This is a genomic window from Candidatus Karelsulcia muelleri PSPU (assembly GCF_000829155.1).
GTDB lineage: Bacteria > Bacteroidota > Bacteroidia > Flavobacteriales > Blattabacteriaceae > Karelsulcia > Karelsulcia muelleri_A.
In genome coordinates this window covers 119,663-139,395 of sequence record NZ_AP013293.1, presented here as the reverse complement: position 1 = coordinate 139,395, position 19,733 = coordinate 119,663, and the positions used below count along the sequence as shown (strand labels likewise).

The 19,733-nt window shown below is 21.0% G+C and carries 13 protein-coding genes and 1 tRNA gene; 3 read left to right on the top strand and 11 right to left on the bottom strand.

What is annotated here, in order from left to right:
- Position 1: 1 nt before the first annotated feature.
- The 11 genes from SMPSPU_RS00650 to SMPSPU_RS00600 all read right to left on the bottom strand — a co-directional run bounded on the left by SMPSPU_RS00650 (position 2) and on the right by SMPSPU_RS00600 (position 16,599).
- Positions 2–1,756 carry an argininosuccinate synthase domain-containing protein gene (locus SMPSPU_RS00650; protein WP_041093852.1) on the bottom strand — a complete coding sequence of 585 codons (1,755 nt, stop codon included), beginning with the start codon at positions 1,754–1,756 and terminating at the stop codon, positions 2–4.
- A 42-nt stretch (positions 1,757–1,798) separates the two neighbouring features.
- Positions 1,799–6,019: a DNA polymerase III subunit alpha gene (dnaE, locus tag SMPSPU_RS00645; RefSeq protein ID WP_041093850.1), complete on the bottom strand. Its 4,221-nt coding sequence runs from the start codon at positions 6,017–6,019 to the stop codon at positions 1,799–1,801.
- Positions 6,020–6,063: 44 nt separating this feature from the next.
- Positions 6,064–6,138: transfer RNA gene (locus tag SMPSPU_RS00640), tRNA-Val, on the bottom strand.
- Positions 6,139–6,149: 11 nt separating this feature from the next.
- Complete coding sequence (locus SMPSPU_RS00635; protein WP_041093847.1) at positions 6,150–8,261, bottom strand: ATP-dependent helicase; 2,112 nt, start codon at positions 8,259–8,261, stop codon at positions 6,150–6,152.
- A 5-nt stretch (positions 8,262–8,266) separates the two neighbouring features.
- Positions 8,267–9,637: a tRNA uridine-5-carboxymethylaminomethyl(34) synthesis GTPase MnmE gene (gene mnmE, locus SMPSPU_RS00630; protein ID WP_041094136.1), complete on the bottom strand. Its 1,371-nt coding sequence runs from the start codon at positions 9,635–9,637 to the stop codon at positions 8,267–8,269.
- Positions 9,624–10,829, bottom strand: coding sequence for an acetate/propionate family kinase (locus SMPSPU_RS00625; RefSeq protein WP_041093845.1), 1,206 nt, complete (start codon positions 10,827–10,829; stop codon positions 9,624–9,626). Before SMPSPU_RS00625 ends, mnmE begins: the two co-directional genes overlap by 14 nt.
- Complete coding sequence (pta, locus tag SMPSPU_RS00620) at positions 10,826–11,821, bottom strand: phosphate acetyltransferase (RefSeq protein WP_075050670.1); 996 nt, start codon at positions 11,819–11,821, stop codon at positions 10,826–10,828. The genes SMPSPU_RS00625 and pta overlap by 4 nt, the downstream gene beginning before the upstream one ends.
- 17 nt (positions 11,822–11,838) lie before the next feature.
- Positions 11,839–12,819: a zinc-binding metallopeptidase family protein gene (locus SMPSPU_RS00615; RefSeq protein WP_041093843.1), complete on the bottom strand. Its 981-nt coding sequence runs from the start codon at positions 12,817–12,819 to the stop codon at positions 11,839–11,841.
- Positions 12,820–12,831: 12 nt separating this feature from the next.
- The gene (gene dnaB, locus SMPSPU_RS00610) at positions 12,832–14,163 is read right to left on the bottom strand and encodes a replicative DNA helicase (protein ID WP_041093841.1); all 1,332 of its coding nucleotides are present in this window, start codon (positions 14,161–14,163) and stop codon (positions 12,832–12,834) included.
- A 14-nt stretch (positions 14,164–14,177) separates the two neighbouring features.
- Positions 14,178–15,575: a dihydrolipoyl dehydrogenase gene (gene lpdA, locus SMPSPU_RS00605; RefSeq protein WP_041093840.1), complete on the bottom strand. Its 1,398-nt coding sequence runs from the start codon at positions 15,573–15,575 to the stop codon at positions 14,178–14,180.
- Between the two features lie 46 nt (positions 15,576–15,621).
- Positions 15,622–16,599, bottom strand: coding sequence for an HDIG domain-containing metalloprotein (locus SMPSPU_RS00600; protein WP_075050669.1), 978 nt, complete (start codon positions 16,597–16,599; stop codon positions 15,622–15,624).
- Between the two features lie 326 nt (positions 16,600–16,925).
- Between SMPSPU_RS00600 and SMPSPU_RS00595 the strand changes: the two genes are divergently transcribed.
- From SMPSPU_RS00595 to mnmA, 3 genes are read left to right on the top strand one after another with little or no spacing between them, the layout of a single operon-like run.
- A complete protein-coding gene (locus SMPSPU_RS00595) occupies positions 16,926–17,414 on the top strand; it encodes a nucleotide exchange factor GrpE (protein ID WP_041093837.1) in 489 nt (162 codons plus the stop codon).
- A 2-nt stretch (positions 17,415–17,416) separates the two neighbouring features.
- The gene (locus tag SMPSPU_RS00590) at positions 17,417–18,550 is read left to right on the top strand and encodes a DnaJ C-terminal domain-containing protein (RefSeq protein ID WP_041093834.1); all 1,134 of its coding nucleotides are present in this window, start codon (positions 17,417–17,419) and stop codon (positions 18,548–18,550) included.
- Between the two features lie 12 nt (positions 18,551–18,562).
- A complete protein-coding gene (gene mnmA / locus SMPSPU_RS00585; protein ID WP_041093832.1) occupies positions 18,563–19,726 on the top strand; it encodes a tRNA 2-thiouridine(34) synthase MnmA in 1,164 nt (387 codons plus the stop codon).
- Positions 19,727–19,733: the final 7 nt, after the last annotated feature.

Here is a 19,733-nt window from a genome sequence, read left to right as displayed (position 1 = left end):
ATTATGATATATAATTTTTTTTTATATTATGATAAATTTTCATTTGATTCCCAAAAATTTTAATAAATCCTTTAACCTCATCACTAGTCCACTCATTATTAATTTCACCATATTTAGCAATATTAGATTTCATCATATCAAATTTTGATTTAATACCTATTAATTTAAATATATATGGATTTAATAATATCTTTACTTTTCCACTTACTCGTTTTTGAGTATTTGTAAAAAAACACTCTATATCACGCATAATTGGATCTAAATATTGTGCTTCATGTAATAAATTTCCATACCAATTAGATAACTGCTCTTTCCAATATATTTGCCATTTAGTTAAAATATGTTTTTCTAAAAGTTGATGTGCTTTTATTATTAATAAAGCAGCAGACGCTTCAAATCCTACTCTCCCCTTTATTCCAAGTATAGTATCTCCTACATGGATATCTCTACCTATAGCAAATTTAGACGATAACTTTTCAAGTTTTATAATATTGTTTATTTGTAAATCTTTAATATTATTAATATATAATAATTCTCCTTTTTTAAATTCTAATTCTAGATAGAATTTAGAATATTCAGATAATTTGGTAGGATAAGCTTTTTCAGGTAATGATGTTGATGATTTTAATGTTTCTTCACCTCCTATACTAGTTCCCCAAATTCCTTTATTAATAGAATATTTAGCTTTTTTCCAAGAAATTTTTATGCCTTTACTTTTTAAAAAATTAACTTCCTCTTTTCTAGATAATTTAATATCTCTTATTGGGGTAACTATAATTTTATCAGGACATAAAATTTGAAATGCTAAATCAAATCTAACTTGATCATTTCCTGCTCCTGTACTTCCATGAGATATAGCTTTTACTTTTAATTTTTTAGCATATTCGGCAATTAAAATTGCTTGAAAAAATCTTTCGGAACTAACAGATAAAGGATATGTATTATTTTTAAGTATATTTCCATATACTAAATATTTTATACATTTATAATAAAAATATTCTTTAGCATTTATAGAATAATGATATAAAGCTCCTATATTTATAGCTTTATTTTCAATAGATTCAATATCTTTATTATTAAATCCTCCAGTATTAATTATAATAGTTATTACTTTATATCCTTCATTAATTAAATATTTTAAACAAAATGAAGTATCTAATCCACCACTATATGCTAATAAAATTGTATCTCCTTTATATAAATAATTTTTTTTTAAATTAAAATTTTTTTTTTTAGGATCATATAATAATCCTGTACATAAACACATTTTTTTCTTATTTCTAATAAGAATATCATAATTAGTACAACTTTTACATCCTTTCCAAAATTTTTTAGATTTAGTTAAATAACTAAATAATACAGGATTAAAACCTAAATCTGTATTAATCTTTATTACTGCAGGACTAGTAGTAATACTAAATATTTTTGATTTAGGAAATTTATTTTTTGATAATTTAAAAATTTCTAATTTTATCATTTTAGCTAATCCGTGTAATCTATATTTAGGAAATACGATAAGTCCAGAATTAGATAAAAATTTTTTTTTTTCAAATATTTCAAAGTAACTAAATCCTGCTAAATTACCATTAAAAAAGGCTATAACAGAAAATCCATCAACCATTTTTTTTTTAATATATTCAGGATCTCTTTTTGAGATACCAGTTCCTCTAACTTTAGCAGAAGATTCTATCTCTTTACATATAAGATAAGCGTACTTTTTATCATCAATATTAGCTATTCTAACTGTTATTTTCATTTATTCTAAAAATCATCGTGTTTACACAGTATAAAAAAATAATTAAGTATTTAATTGAAAATTAATTTTATATACCTTACTAAGGGTTTCTAACAAATGATGATTTATATTAATAAAATAATTATTTGATATATATTTTATATATAAATTTTTTTTTTTATCATAAACTGTAATATAAAATATTTTACTTCCTAAATTATTAAAGATTATTTTTTTTAAATTTTTTATTAAATCATCATTTAAATAATTAATATCTATAACAATATTTATACTCTTAGATAAGAGTTTTATAACTTTATTAATATTTAAAATTTTTAATATTTTAATATAAATTCTTTTATATTTTTTAATATAAATACTCATATATATGAGATTATTATCATATATATAATTTTTATATTTTTCATAATCTTTTTTAAAAAGTTTAAATTCTTTATTATATTTATCATCTTCTAAATTAAAGATTAGATATTTTTTATTATTTGATATTCTATGTATTGATTTAGATATTATGCCACATATATTTAATATTTTACCAATATTTTTTTCTATATTCTTATTTAAAGAATATAATGAAGCATTAGTAAAATTTTTTATTTCATAATTATATTCATTTAATGGATTATAAGTCATATACATTCCTATTACTTCTTTTTCTTTATTTAATTTATAAAAATTATTCCATTCTTTACAAATTTTAAATTTGGGTTCTAATATTTCTATATCTTTAACAGAACTAAAAAGGGTCTTTTTAACATTTTTTTTTAATTTTTTATATTTTACCCCAAATTTTATCATTTTTTCTATCATATTTGATCCATTTTCTTCATAGAAATATTGATATCTATGTATATTGTTTAAATTATCAAAAGCTCCTGATAAAACTAAATTTTCTAAAACTTTTTTATTAACTAAACGTAAATCAACATTTTTAATTAAGTATAATATAGAATTATATCTATTTTTTCTTTCTTTAAGAAGAGAATTAACAGAAGATTCTCCTATTCCTTTAATAGCACCCAAACCAAAACGAATATATCCCATTTTATTAACAGTAAATTTATAATTGCTTTCATTTATATCTGGTCCAAGTACTATTACTCCAATACGTTTACATTCTTCAATAAAAAAAGTGACATTTTTTATTTTTTGCATATTATTGCTTAATACTGAAGCCATATATTCAGCTGGATAATGTTTTTTTAAATATGCTGTTTGAAAAGCTATATATGAATAACATGTAGAATGAGATTTATTAAAAGCATATGAAGCAAAAGCTTTCCAATCTTTCCAGATTTTTTCTAAAATCTTTATTGAAAAAAAATTTTTTAGACCACCATAAATAAATTTATTTTTAATTTTAAATAATATTTTTTTATCTTTTTTTCCTATAGCTTTTCTTAAAAAATCTGCATCTCCTTTACTAAATCCAGATATTTTTTGTGAGATCAACATAACTTGTTCTTGATAAACTGTAATTCCATAAGTTTCTTCTAAAAATTCCTTAAGCTCAGGAAGATCATAAGATATTTTTTCAAGTCCATGTTTACGTGCTATAAAATTAGGAATATACTGCATAGGTCCAGGACGATATAAAGCATTCATAGCTATTAAATCATAAAATTTATCTGGTTTTAATTGTATAAGATATTTTTGCATACCAGGAGATTCATATTGAAAAACAGCAACTGTTTCTCCCTTTTGAAATAATTCATATGTTTTAACATCATCAAGAGGTATATTTTCTAATTTTAAATTAGAAATTAGATATAATGTTTCTTTAATTATAGTAAGCGTTTTTAACCCTAAAAAATCCATTTTTAATAGACCTACTTTTTCTACAACCTCATTATCAAATTGAGTTAATAAAAAATTAGAATCTTTTGTTGTCGATACAGGTATATAGTCTTTAATATCTGAAGGTGTAATTATAATGCCACATGCATGAATTCCAGTATTTCTAACAGAACCTTCAATTACCATAGCTTGTTTAAGTATTTTAGACTGTAAAGTATTTTTTTTTTTAAAAATTTTTTTTAATTTTATTACATTTTCTAATTCTTCATTATTTAAAATTTCTTTTAAAGATTTAATATTTTTTTTTATTATATCTTTTAGAGATATATTAGGTACAATTTTTGCAATTTTGTTTGTTTCTAATAAAGGAAGATTCAATACACGAGCAGTATCTCTTATTGAAGATTTGGCTCCCATTTTTCCATATGTTATTATTTGAGCAACTTTATTTTTTCCATATTTATTCACTACCCATTCAATTATTTTTTCACGACCTTTATCATCAAAATCAATATCAATATCAGGTAGAGAAACACGATCAGGATTTAAAAATCTTTCAAAAAGAAGATTATATTTTATTGGATCTATATTAGTTATACCTAAACAATAAGCAACAACAGATCCAGCAACAGAACCTCTTCCAGGTCCTACTTCAATACCTATATTTTTTGCTTTAAAAATAAAATCTTGTACTATAAGAAAGTATCCTGGATATCCTATTTTTTTAATAGTTTCAAGTTCAAATTCAATTTTTTTTTTAATTATATCATTTATATCTATATATTTTTTTTTAGCTCCTTTATAGGTTAAAAATCTTAAATATTCATTTTCATTATTTTTATCATAATCTTTACAATTTTTTTTTATCCATTTATTGGGTATATTAAATTTTGGTAATAAAATTTTATTTGAAATATCATAAAATTCTACTTTTTCTATTAATTCTTTTAAATTAGAAAAGGCTTCAGGCAAATCTGAAAACAGATTATACATTTGAAACTTATTTTTAAAATAAAATTCTTTATTGGGAAATCCAAAACGAAATCCTTTACCTTTTCCTATAGGAGTAGATTGCTTTTGACTATTTTTTACACATAATAAAATATCATGTGCATTATAATCTTTTTTAGAAATATAAAAATTATTATTTTGTGCAATAAATTTTACATTATATTTTTTTGAAAATTTTAACAGAATTTTATTTACATGATCTTCTTCTTCTAAACCATGCCTTAATATTTCTATATAAAAATCGTCTCCAAATAAATTATGCCACCATTTAAATACTTTCTCTGCCTCATTTTCACCTTTATTTAAAATAGTAAATGGTATTTCAGAATTTAAATCTCCACTAATTGCTATTAAATTTTCCTTATATTTTTCAATTAAATTTTTTCCAATTCTAGGAATTCCTGAATAATATCCATCTATAAATCCATGAGAACATAATTTTGATAAGTTATTATAACCATTTTTATTTTTAGCAAAAAATACTTGATGATATATTTTATCCGGATTTTTTTTAGTAAATTTTTTTATTAAATAATTATATGAAATAAATAATTCACATCCTATAATTGGCTTAATTTTTTTATTATTATAATTTAAATTTTTTATTTTTTTAATAAAATTAAAAACTCCCATCATATTACCATAATCAGTTATTCCCACAGCATCCATATTATATTCTATAGTTTTTTTAATTAAAGAATTAATATCAATTGTTGAAGACAGTATTGAAAAAGAAGTATGATTATGAATATGTGAAAAATATTTTGTATTAAAATTATTATTTTTAATATTAAAATTATTAATTTTTAATTTTAAATTATTAATTTTATTTAATTTTAATAAATTAATTTTATTAATTAATAATTTTTTATTAATATTATTAAGTGATATTATTCCAATACGTAATAATTCAAAAAAACATTTTGAAGTTGCTAATACATCTGATTTAGAATCATGAGCAATAAATGTATCATTAAATAATTTTTTATAAAGTTCTGTAAGTGTAGGCCATTTTAATTTGTCTTTTCCAATTTTAATAGCACAATAATTAATAGATTTTTCTTTAGTATCAATAATTTTTTTTTTATATAAAAAATTTTTTTTTTTAATTCTAAAAAATTCTGCACATATTATTTTTATATCAAAAAAAACATTATGACCAATAAAAAAATTATATTTATTAATAATTTTATTAAATTTTTTTAATACATAATTTATTTTATATCCTTTTTCAATTGCATCTTTTGTACTTATACCATGTATTTTAGTTGATATAAAAGGAATCTCATAACCTTCTGGTTTAATTATATAATCTTTAAGTTCTATTAATTTTAATTTTTCATCATATAATCCCCATGATATTTTTACTAAACGAGGCCAATTAATAATATTATTTATTGGTGCATTATAATCTTTAGGTAATCCTGTAGTTTCTGTATCGAATATTATATACATAATAAAAAAATAGAATATTTTTAATTTAAATACTTCTTAAAAAGTGGGTGATACTGGATTTGAACCAGTGACCCTCTGCTTGTAAGGCAGATACTCTTAACCAACTGAGCTAATCACCCATACCCATTTATTAATATATAATTTTTAATTTAGTATTTAATATTTTTTTTTCACCTATATTATTAAAATATACAGTAATAATTTGACCTTCTATTTTAATTATTTTTCCTCTTCCAAAGGAATTACTATATACAATCATACCTTCTTTTAAATTATTTGTATATGATCCTAATAATGAGGTATCATCAAATTTTTTATGATTTAAATCATTTTTTATATATTTTATATATTTTTTATCTATTTCTTTAACAAACCTACTACATATAGTAGGTACTATTTTACCCCATTTATATCTATTTTTAGAAAAAGTTAAAAAAATATCTTCTTTAGCACGTGTTAATGCTACATAAAATAAACGTCTTTCTTCTTCAATTTCCAATTGAGATGAAATACTTAATATAGATGGAAATATCTTCTCTTCTAGACCTATAATAAATATTATTGGAAATTCTAATCCTTTAGATAGATGAATAGTCATCAGAGAAACACTTTCTTTAGTTAAATTATTAAATTTATAATCTAAATCTAAATCTAAATAGAGACTTTCTAAATATGCATTTAGAGAAATTTCTTCATTTTTTATTTTTTTTTTATCTTCTACAAAAGTAGAAATACTATTCAAAAATTCTTCAACATTATCTATTCCTTGTTTAATTTTATCTTTTTTTATTTCTTCTAACAATCCAAAGGATTCAGATATTTCTTTAGAAAGAATAAATGCATCTTCATCTAATCTTTTATTAAAAAATAATATTTTATTACAAAAATTAGAGATATTATCTAATATTTTTTGGTCTCTATTAATAATAGACTTATAATTATTAATATTTTTTAATATTTCAAATATTCTTTTATCATTTTGTTTTGATAAAAAAAATATTTTTTTTAAAGTTACCTCTCCAATTCCTCTTTTAGGATAATTAATAATCCTAATTAAAGATTCTTCATCATTAATATTAACTATTAAACGAAAGTATGCTATTAAATCTTTAATTTCTTTTCGTTTATAAAATGAAATACTTCCATAAATATTATATGGTATTTTTTTTTTAATAAAACTCTCTTCTAAAGATCTAGATTGTGCATTTGTACGATATAAAACACCAAAATCACTATATTTTAATTTTTTTTTTTTTTTTAATTGATCTATTGTATTGGCTACAAAATCACTTTCTTCAAAAGAAGAAAAGGCTTTATATAGTTTAATTTTTTTTCCAATTTTATTATTTGTCCATAATTTTTTATCAATTTTTCTTTTATTTAAAGAAATAATCTGATTAGATACATCTACAATATATTTCGTAGACCTATAATTTTGTTCTAACCTAATAATAACCGCATTTTTATAATCTTTTTTAAAATTTAAAATATTATTAATATTCGCTCCACGAAATGAATATATACTTTGAGAATCATCTCCAACAACAAAAATATTATTATGTTTTAATGATAATAATTTTATTATTCTATATTGAGAATAATTTGTATCTTGATATTCATCAATTAATATATATTTAAAATATTCTTGATATTTCTTAAGAATCTCAGGATTTTTATTAAATAATATATTAGTATATAATAATATATCATCAAAATCCATTATTCCATTTTGATAACAATATTTTTTATAATTAGCATATATATTAGTTATATATAAATTTCTTTCATTAAAATAATGATTTTTAATCATAGATATTTTATCCAATAAATATTTGGATCTATAAATTTTTTTATCTAAATTAAGATTTTTTATTATTTTTTTTATAATCTTTTCAGAATCATATCTATCATATATAATATAATTCTTTTTATATCCAATTAAATCACTATTCTTTCTAAGAAGTTTGGCAAAAATTGAATGAAACGTACCTATATAAATCTGGTCTAATTCATTTTTATCAATTAAAGAGGAAAGCCTATATTTCATTTCATTTGCAGATTTTTTAGTAAAAGTTAATGCTAAAATATTTCGACTTTTAACACCAGATTTAATTAAATGAATTAAACGATATATAAGTACACGAGTTTTCCCTGATCCAGCTCCTGCTATTACCATAGTAGGTCTATCTATAGTAGTTACAGCTTTATATTGAGTTTTATTAAGAATACTTAAATATTTCATATTTATTATTTTCCAATACAAAATTTAGAAAAAATATTTGATAATATCTCTTCATTAGTTACTTCACCAGTTACTTTACCTAAATAATCTAAAGCTGTACGTATATCTATCGATAAAAATTCTGGAAAAATTTTTTTTTCCAAATTTTCTTTGACTTTAGATAAATAAAAAACTGCTTCTTTAAAAGATTCGTAATGTCTTGTTTGAGTTATTACTATTGAATTTTTTTTTAAATTAATCATTTTTTTATAAAAATTAGTTATTTTATATAATAATTTATTAATTCCATATCCATATTTAGCAGATATATTAATTATATTTTTATAATTAATAATTTGTTTTTGTTTGATTAAATCATATTTATTTATTATAATAAATATTTTTTTATGAGGATATTCTTTTTGTAATTTTTTTTTTTTATTATAAATCATTTTTTTATTAAAATTATCAAATACATATAATATAATATCAGATTTTTTAATATTACTATATGTTTTTTTTATACCTAATTTTTCAATATAATTTTTTGTCTTATTATTTATACCTGCTGTATCTATAAAACGATATTTTATTCCATTTATAATTAAACTATCTTCTATATAATTTCTAGTTGTTCCTGCAATATTAGATACTATTGATCTTTCATATTTCAATAATTTATTAAATAAAGTTGATTTACCTACATTAGGACATCCTATTATAGATACTGATATGCCATTTTTTAAAGCATTTCCTATTTTAAATGATTTTATTAAATCTTTTAATTTTTTTATTATATTATCTAATAATTTTTTAAATTCTAAATAATTTATTATATTATAATTTTCTTCAGAAAAATCTAGTTCAAATTCTATTAATGATAAAAAATATATCAATTTTTTTCTTAAATTTTTAATTAAATTTGAAATATTTCCACGCATTTGATTAATCGCAAATTCATGAGAAAAATCTGTTTCTGAATTAACAATATCTAATATTGATTCCGCTTGACAAAGATCTATCTTTCCATTAAGAAAAGCACGTAAAGTAAATTCTCCAGGATTGGCTAATCTGGCTCCTTGGTCAATAATTATTGCCAATAATTTATTTTGTATGTAAATAGATCCATGACAAGATATTTCTACTATATCTTCTCCAGTATATGATTTTGGTTTTTTAAATATAAAAATTAAAACCTTATCAATAATTTTATTTTTGTATTTTATATATCCTAAATTTATTGATCTTTTTTCAGATAATTTTTTTTTTCCTGAAAAAGATAAAAATATTTTTTTTAAAATTTTTATAGAATTTACCCCTGAAATACGTATAACAGCAATTGCTCCATATCCACTAGGAGTAGCTATAGCTACTATAGTATCATTATTTTTTAACATTTTTAACATTTTTAACATTTTTAACATTTAAAACATTTAAAATTTCTTTTGATATTTGTAATTCTTCATTTGTATTAATAACAAGTATTTTTACTTTATTATTTTTTACTTGTATTTCATTTACATTATTTTTTTTTAATAAATTATTATTTTTTTTATTATCTAATTTTATTCCAAAAAAATCTAAATTTTCACATATAAGTTTACGCATTAACATATCATTTTCTCCTATACCTCCAGTAAATATTAATGCATCTACCCCATTCATTACAGATATAGATATCCCAATATATTTTTTAACTCTATAAGAATACATTTCATATGCTAATATTGCTTTTTTGTCTCCTTTATCATATCTTTTTTTTATATCTCTCATATCACTATAACCTGATATAGCCAACATTCCACTTTTTTTATTTAAAATATCAATCAATTCATCTATTTTAAAACCTTTTTTTAGAGTATTAAAAATAATATTACTATCTATATCCCCAGATCTTGTTCCCATTATTAATCCACTATTTGGAGAAAATCCCATAGACGTTTCTACAGATACGCCAGAATCTACAGCTGTTATACTAGATCCATTTCCTAGATGCATAGTAATTAATTTAGCTTTTTTATTTTTTAAATATTGTATTGCTTTTTTTGAAACATATTTATGACTAATTCCATGGAACCCATATGATCTAATATAATGTTTGAAATAAAATTCATATGGAATTGCATATAAATAAGCTTTTTTAGGGATTGTCGAATGAAATTCAGTATCAAATACTGCTACTTGAATTGATTTTTTAAATATTTTTTCAGATATTTCTATACCCATAGTATTTATTCTATTATGTAGAGGAGCTATATTAAAAAGTTCTTTTATTTTTTTTTTTACATTTTCTGATATTATTGTAGGTTTAATAAAAAAAAAACCTCCATGAACTATTCTATGACCTATAGCATATATTTCATCTGTATTTATAATTACACAATTACATAATAAATTATTAATTTCTTTTAAACCTATAAAATGATTATATATATTTTTATATATTATTTTTTCTTTTAAAAAAGTATGTTTTATTCTACTTCCATACATTCCAATTCTTTCTATTAATCCTTTGGCTAAAATTGTTTTTTTTTCTATTAATTGATATTTAATTGAAGAACTTCCTAAATTTAAAATTAGTAATTTCATATTTTATTTGCTTGTATACAAGTAATTATAATAGTATTATATATGTCTTTTACAGTAGATCCTCTGCTTAAATCATTAATTGGTTTTTTTAATCCTTGCAATATTGGTCCAATAGAAATTGATTTAGTTTCATGTTTTACTGCTTTATAAGTATTATTTCCTGAATTAAGATCAGGAAATATAAATATATTAGCTTTTCCTTTTAATTTAGAATTAGGTATTTTTTTTTTACAAATTTCTGTATCTACTGCAGCATCATATTGAATAGGACCATCTATAATAATACTAGGATTAGTTTTTATAACAATATATGTAGCTTCTCTAACTTTTTCTACTTCTTTTCCAAATCCAGAATTTCCAGATGAATATGATAACATGGCAATTTTAGGTGTTATTCCAAACAATTTAGCAGTTTCGGCTGAACATATTGCTATATCAGCTAATTGTTCTGATGTCGGGGTAGAAATTATAGCACAATCTGAATATATTATTACACGATTTTGTAATAACATAAAAAACATAGATGATACAGTTTTTATTCCTATTTTCTGTTTTATTATTTGGAAAGCAGGCCTAACAGTATTAGCAGTCGTATTAACTGCACCTGAAACCATACCATCAGTCATTCCTTTATAAACCATCATAGTTCCAAAATATGAAAAATCTGAAATAAGAAATTTGGCTTCTTCAAATTTCATACCTTTATTTTTTCTTAATTCATAAAGAGTTTCAGCAAACTCATTTAAATATATAGAATTTTTAGGATTTATTATTTTTATACTCTTTTCATCCCAATATAAATTTAATTTTTTTATTTTTTTTTTAATTGTTTTTGAATCACCTAATATAGTTAACTTTCCAAGTTTATTATATATAAAAATTGATGCCGCTATAATAATCCGTTCTTCTTCTCCTTCAGGTAATACTATATGTTTCTGTGCATTTTTACTTTTATAAAAAATTTTATTTTTAAATTTTTGTGGTGTATACATTTTTTTTTATTTATAATTTACAAATATTTAAAATTTTTGTTACTATATATACTTTTTAATGTTTCAAACATTAGATGTATACAATTTTCTATATCTTTTTTGTTAGCCATTTCTACTGTTGTATGCATATAACGTATAGGAATAGATATTAAAGCATAAATAACACCATTGTATGTACCTGTACATATAGGTGATACAAGTCTTTGAAAGTCTAAATTATTTTTATTAGCAATATATATAATTTTTTCACGTAAATTATTGTTGATTGATGTAGAATAACTTATAACTGGTCCCAATCCGCATTTTACATCTCCATTGATTTTTTTATCAATCATAGTAGTATCATTACATACATCAGTTATAATAGCTATATTAGGTTTAATACTAATTATTTTAGTGTTTTTAACATAATTTATAACATACAACCCATAAGGGAATACAAAATTATTTTCTTTTATTAACCTCATAACTTCAGCTATAATAAATCCACCTATTTTATTATTTAACGCACTCCCTACAAAATAGTTATTATTCATAATAAAAAAATTATCTGTATAAGTTACCATACAACCTACATTAATTCCCAAATCTTCTACTTCTTTTTTATTAGAAGCACCTATATCTATAAAAATTTTTTTTATATTTGGTGATTTAATAGCGGGCCATACAAATAATCCATCAATAATACAATTTTTAGTATGAATATTAACACGTTTTGACGTTGCTATCTTATTCTCACTCCCACCAGCTACATATATAAATCCATCATCTGTAATATAATTAACATACCAGTAAATTTCATCTATATGTGCTTCAATTACAATTTTAAAAGTTTTTTTTTTATTTATAATACCTACAACTGTTCCATAATTATCTATTTCAATAGAGTCTGAATATTGTTTTATATATTTCATCCATATTTTTTGAGCATCAACTTCAGATCCAGTTGTTAAATATTTATATAAAAAATATTCTGATTTTTTACTAATTTTATACATTATTAATGTTTATTAAAATTTCTCTGTAAATTTAACAGAATTACTTATAAAATTAAGTTTTAAATTATATAATCCACCATTTCTATTTTTAGCTATTATAAATTCTGCTTCTCCCTTACAAGGAGTAGATTCATCATTATCCCAATAATGAAAACCATAATAATCAGGACGATAAATAAATGAAACAATATCGGCATCTTGTTCTATAGCTCCAGATTCTCTTAAATCTGATAATAAAGGTCTTTTATACCCACCTCTTATTTCTACAGCACGTGATAATTGTGAAATAGCAATTATAGGTATATTTAATTCTTTTGCTATAGATTTTAAATTTCTTGATATAAGAGATATTTCTTGTTCCCTATTTATAGGCTTATTACTTACTGTCATTAATTGTAAATAATCTATTATTATTATACCTATTTTATGTTGTGAGACCATACGTCTACATTTAGCTCTTAAATCAAAAACAGATAAAGATGGTGTATCATCAATAAATAAAGGTGAATTTTTTAATTTTTTTATTTTAATAAAAATCTTATTCCATTCAAAATCAGATAAAATTGATTTTCTAAATTTTTCAGAAGAAATTTCTGTTTCAGAATAAATTAATCTTGTTATTAATTGTATTGAAGACATTTCTAAAGAAAATATCATTGTAGGTATATTATATTTAATAACAATATTTCTAGTCATAGAAAGAGCAAAAGATGTTTTGCCCATTCCAGGTCTAGCAGCAATAATTATTAAATCAGATTTTTGCCAACCACCAGTAATATTATCAATAGTTTTAAATCCTGAAGGAATTCCACTTAAGCCATTATTAAGTTGTAATTTTTTTATATTTGATATAGCTCTATCAATTAAATCTTTAGCATTTTCATAATTTCTTTTAAAGTTATTATTACTTATATTAAATAATTGTGATTCTGCATAATTTAAAATATCAAATACATCAGTAGTTTCTTTATAGGAATTTTTTATTATAAAATAAGAAATTTCAATTAACCGTCTTAATATAAATTTTTGTCTAATTATATTTGCATGATATTTTATATGAGCTGAAGAAATTACTTTTTGAGTAAGTTTTATTAAATAATAATCTCCTCCTATAAAATTAATTTTTCCTTCTTTTTTTAATTGATTTGATACAGTATATAAATCTATAGGTTTAGAATAATTAAATAATTTTTGTATTACTTTGAATATCTCACGATTTTCATTTTTATAAAAAATTTCTGGAGTTATTATATCTATAATACTAGAAAATACTTTTTTATCAATCATCAATGCACCTAAAACAGCTTCTTCTAAATCTATAGCTTGAGGGGGTGATTTGACCATTTTATAATTATTAATTAAATATGTATAGGTTTATTCCCTGTAGCAATTAAGGCTGCTTCTTTAACAGCTTCAGTAAAAGTAGGATGAGCATATGATATTAATGATAAATCTTCAGATGAAGCTCTAAACTCCATAGCTAAAACGGCTTCAATTATTATATCTGATACTCTAGGACCTATCATATGAATTCCTAAAATTTCATCTGTTAATTCATCAGATAATATTTTTACAAATCCATTAATATCTCCACTAGAAATAGCCCTACCTAAAGCTTTAATAGGAAATTTTCCTATTTTATATTTTATATTTTTTAATTCTTCTTCACTTTTTCCTACACTAGCTACTTCTGGATTTGTATAAATTACAGATGGTATTAAATTATAATTAATAATATTTTTATTTCCATAAATATTATCTGAGACAAATATTCCTTCTTTTTCAGCTTTATGTGCTAACATTAATCCTCCAATAACATCACCTATAGCATATATATTTTCTATATTTGTTTGTAAATTATTATTTACTATAATAAAACCTTTATTATTTTTTTTTATTCCAATATTTTCTAATCCTAAATTATCGGTATATGGAATTCTTCCTATTGATAATAAACAACAATTAGATATAATATTTATATTGTTATTTTTATTAATTTTTGCATTAATTTTAACCTTAGATTTAATAATCTCTATGCTTTCTACTTTTGTAGAAAAAAAAAATTTAATTCCATCTTTTTTTAAAATTTTTTCTAATTCTTTACTTAAATCTAAATCCATTTTACTAATTATATTTTTTTCATATTCAATTATTGTTACATCTGACCCTATTTTATTATATAATGATCCTAATTCAATTCCTATAACACCACCTCCTATTATTGATAATTTTTTGGGAATATAATTAAGTGATAAAATCTCTGTAGATGATATAATTTTATTTCCATCTATTTTGGCAAAGGGTAATTCCATTGGTTTAGAGCCAGTAGCTATTATAGCATAAGTAAAATTTATTTTTTCTATTATAGATTTTTTATTTAAAATGTAAATAGTATTTTTATTTTTAAAAATAGCTGTTCCTAAATAACTTTTTATTCTATTTTTAGAAATTAAATATTTTATACCCTCACAAATTTTATTAACAATATTATTTTTACTATTCATCATTTTTTTAAAATCTAATAAGATATTATCAAATTTTATTCCATGTTTATAAAAACTATTTTTAGCTTTATGATAATTTTCCGCATAATATAAAAGTGTTTTTGATGGAATACATCCTACATTAAGACAAGTTCCCCCAAAATTGGGATATTTTTCTATAATAGCTGTCTTAAATCCTAGTTGTGAACAACGTATTGCAGAAATATATCCACCAGGACCAGATCCTATTATAACAACATCATAATAATTCATATTAATTTTATTTTTTATTTTTAATATAATTATTTGTTTTTAAAAATTAAAACTCTAGAGATTTAATTTCTCTAATTACGGTTATCTTTATTTCACCTGGAAAATTTACTTTATTTTTAATTTTAATAATTAAATCACGAGATAATTTATATATTTTTTTTTCATCTATTGTTTCACTTTCAACAATAACACGTAATTCTTTTCCTGATTGGAGAGCAAAAGCTTTTTTTACTCCATTACAATTCAATGCTAGTATTTCAAGGTCATTCAACCTTTTTAAGTATGAATCATAATGATTTCTTCTAACACCAGGTCTTGAACTACTGATAGTATCTGAAATTTGTATTATAGGAGATAATAAGGATTTCATTTCAATCTCATCATGATGAGATCCAATAGAATTACAAATATAAGGATGTTCTCCATATTTTTTCGCCCAATTCATTCCCAAAACTGCATGAGAAAATTCAGATTCAAAGTCAGAAACTTTTCCAATATCATGTAATAATCCTGCACGTTTAGCAAATTTTATATTTAAACCAATTTCTGATGACAATATTGAAGATAAATTAGCTACTTCACAAGAATGTTGTAAAAGATTTTGGCCATAAGAAGAACGATATTTCATTTTACCTACAATTTTAATTAGTTCAGGATGAATAATTCTTATCCCCATATCAATTATAGTTTTTTTTCCAATATAAAAGATTTCTTTTAAAATTTCTTTTTCAGAAATAAAAACAATTTCTTCTATTCGTGATGGATAGATTATGCAATCTAAAATCAATTTAGAAATAGATAATCTAGCTATTTCTCTTCTTATTGGATTAAAACTAGAGATTAAAATATAATCAGGATTATCATCTATTATAATTTCTACACCAGTTAAGGTTTCTAAAGCTCTAATATTTATGCCATTTTTTCCTATAATTTTTTTTTTCATTTCTAATGAATCTATATTCAAAATAGAAATAGAATTTTCTATAGTAATAGATGTTGCTAATCTTTGAATTGATTCAATCATTATTTTTTTTGCTAAAAAATGATTGTTTTTATTTTTAATATTTTTAATTTTATTAAAATTTAATTTTAATATTATTTGTTCTTCTTTTTTAAAAAAATTTAATAAATAAAAACGGATTTCTTTAATTGATAATTTATCAATCTTTTTAAGAGATAAATTATAAATTTTAAATTTAATTATTTTTAAAATAAAAAAAAACTTTTATATAAAGTTATTAATTTATTTTTAATAGATTTGGTTAATCTTTCTTTCAAAGAAATTTTTATTTAATAATTTTTTTATAATTTTTTAATAATTTTTTTATAATTTTTTTATAATTTTTTATTATGTATGAAACAATTGATGAAAAATTAGATAATATTGAAATAAAAAAATTAAATGATAAATTAAATGAAGAGAATATAAAATATATACGTATATTTGGAGATTTTAAAAATTTTAAAAAACGTATAAAAAAAGAAAAATTAGAAATTATAAAAAATGCTAATGAAACTCTTTTATTTGATTTATTATCTGTTTTAGATGATTTTGATAGAAGTTTAAAAGAAATTAAAAAATATTATAATAATAATAAACCTTTAATTCAAGGAATTTTTTTTATAAAAAAAAAATTTTATGAAATATTAAAAAATAAAGGACTAAAAAAAATTAAAACAAAAAAAGGTGATAAATTTAATACAGATCTGCATGAAGCAATAACTCAAGTTAAAGCAACATTGGATGAACTAAAAGGAAAAGTACTCTCTGTAATAGAGGAAGGATATTTTTTAAATAAAAAAGTTATTAGATATTCTAAAGTTATTGTTGGAAAATAATCATGATAAAGAAAGATTATTACGAAATATTAGGTATATCTAGAGATTCATCTCCTGATGAAATTAAAAAAGCTTATAGAAGATTAGCTTTAAAATATCATCCAGATAAAAATAAAGAAAATAAAAAGGAAGCGGAAGAAAAATTTAAAGAAGCAGCTGAAGCTTATCATATTTTAAGTAATACTGAAAAAAAACAACGTTATGATAAATTTGGTCATTCTGGTTTTCAAGGATATTCTAATAATGGTTATGAAGGAATGAATATGGAAGAGATTTTTACAAATTTTGGAGATCTCTTTGGAGATTCTTTTAGTGGCAATTTTTCCGAATTTGGATTTAGTCATTATAATAAAAAAAAAATCCTTAAAGGAAGTAATCTAAGAATAAGAGTAAAATTAGACATTAATGAAATTATAAAAGGAATAAAAAAAAAAATTAAAGTTCAACGTTTTAAAATGGCTAAAGGTGTTGAATTAATATATTGTAAAAATTGTAATGGAACAGGACAAATAACACGTGTAACAAATACAATTTTAGGGAGAATGAATACTACTACTACATGTAATATATGTAGTGGTTTAGGAAAAAAAGGTGAAAACATCCCTAAAGGAGTAAATAATAAAGGTTTAATAAAAGAAGAAGAATTAGTAAGTATTACTATTCCTCCTGGGGTAACTGAAGGTATACAATTAAAAATATCAGGTAAAGGAAATGATGCTCCATTTGGAAATGGAATTCCTGGTGATATTATAGTTGTTATTGAAGAAATTCCTCATGAAAAATTAAAACGTGAAGGTAAAAATTTACATTACGATTTATATATATCATTTACAGATGCTGTATTAGGTTCTTCTGAAGAAGTACCTACTGGAGATGGAAAAGTCAAAGCCCGTATTAAAATAAATGCAGGAACCCAATCAGGAAAAACTTTTAGATTAAAAGGTAAAGGATTACCTTCTCTTGAAGGTTTTGAAAAAGGAGATTTACTGATACATATCAATGTATGGACTCCTAAAAAATTAAATGAAGAACAAAAGATTTTTTTTAAAAAAAATAAATATGATAAAAATTTTATTCCTTGTCCTAATAAATTTGAAAAATCTTTTTTTGAAAAAGTCAAAGAAATGTTTTCATAATAAAAACTTTTTATGAAACGGGTAATTGTAGGAATGTCTGGCGGTGTAGATTCTAGTGTAGCAGCTTTGTTACTAAAACAAAAAGGTTATGATGTTATTGGAATATATCTTAAATATTATAATATAAATAATAAATGTCCTTGGAGAGAAGATAGTATAGATGCAATGTTAGTATCACAAAGTTTAAAAATTCCATTTTATATAATTGATATTACTAAAAATTATAAAAAATTAATTATAAATTATATTTATAAAGAATATAAAAAAGGTTTGACCCCTAATCCTGATATACTTTGTAATAGTAAAATTAAATTTAAAATTTTTTTAGAAAAATCAATATTTTTCAAATCGGATTTGATAGCAACAGGTCATTATGTTAGAAAGGAAAAAATAAAAAAAAATGGAAAAATTTATTATAAAATAATATCTGGTATTGATGATAATAAAGATCAATCATATTTTTTATGTAATCTTAATCAAGATCAAATTAAAAATTCAATTTTTCCATTGGGAAATTTAAATAAAAAAAAAGTGAGAGAAATAGCTAATAAGTATAATTTAATTAATGCTAAAAAAAAAGACTCTCAAGGTATATGTTTTATTGGAAAAATAAAATTTTTAAATTTTTTAAAAAAAAAATTAGTAGAAAAAAAAGGAGATATTATAGAAATAAATAAAAATAATCATATATATAAATATGATAAATATAAATTTTCTTCTAAAAAAGAATTATTATTTTTTTTATCAAAAAAAATAAAATATAAAAAAGAATATGGTAAAATTATAGGTAAACATATAGGTGTTCATTATTTTACAAAAGGTCAAAGGAAAGGATTAAAAATTGGTGGATATAAATATCCACTATTTATAATAGAAAAAGATATTATAAATAATATTTTATATGTAGGAATGGGAAAAAATCATCCAGGATTATATACAAAAGTAATTTGTATTAAAAAAAAAAATATTCATTGGATGAATGAAAATTTTATTAAAAAAAAAATAGAAGTAGAATGTAGAATTAGATATAGACAAAATTTTCAAAAAGCGACTTTATTTATAAAAAAAAATTATTTATATGTAGAATTTGAAATTCCACAATTAGCAGTTAATGCAGGTCAATTTATAGTTTGGTATATAAATAATGAAATTATAGGTTCTGGATTAATAGAATAAATAAATT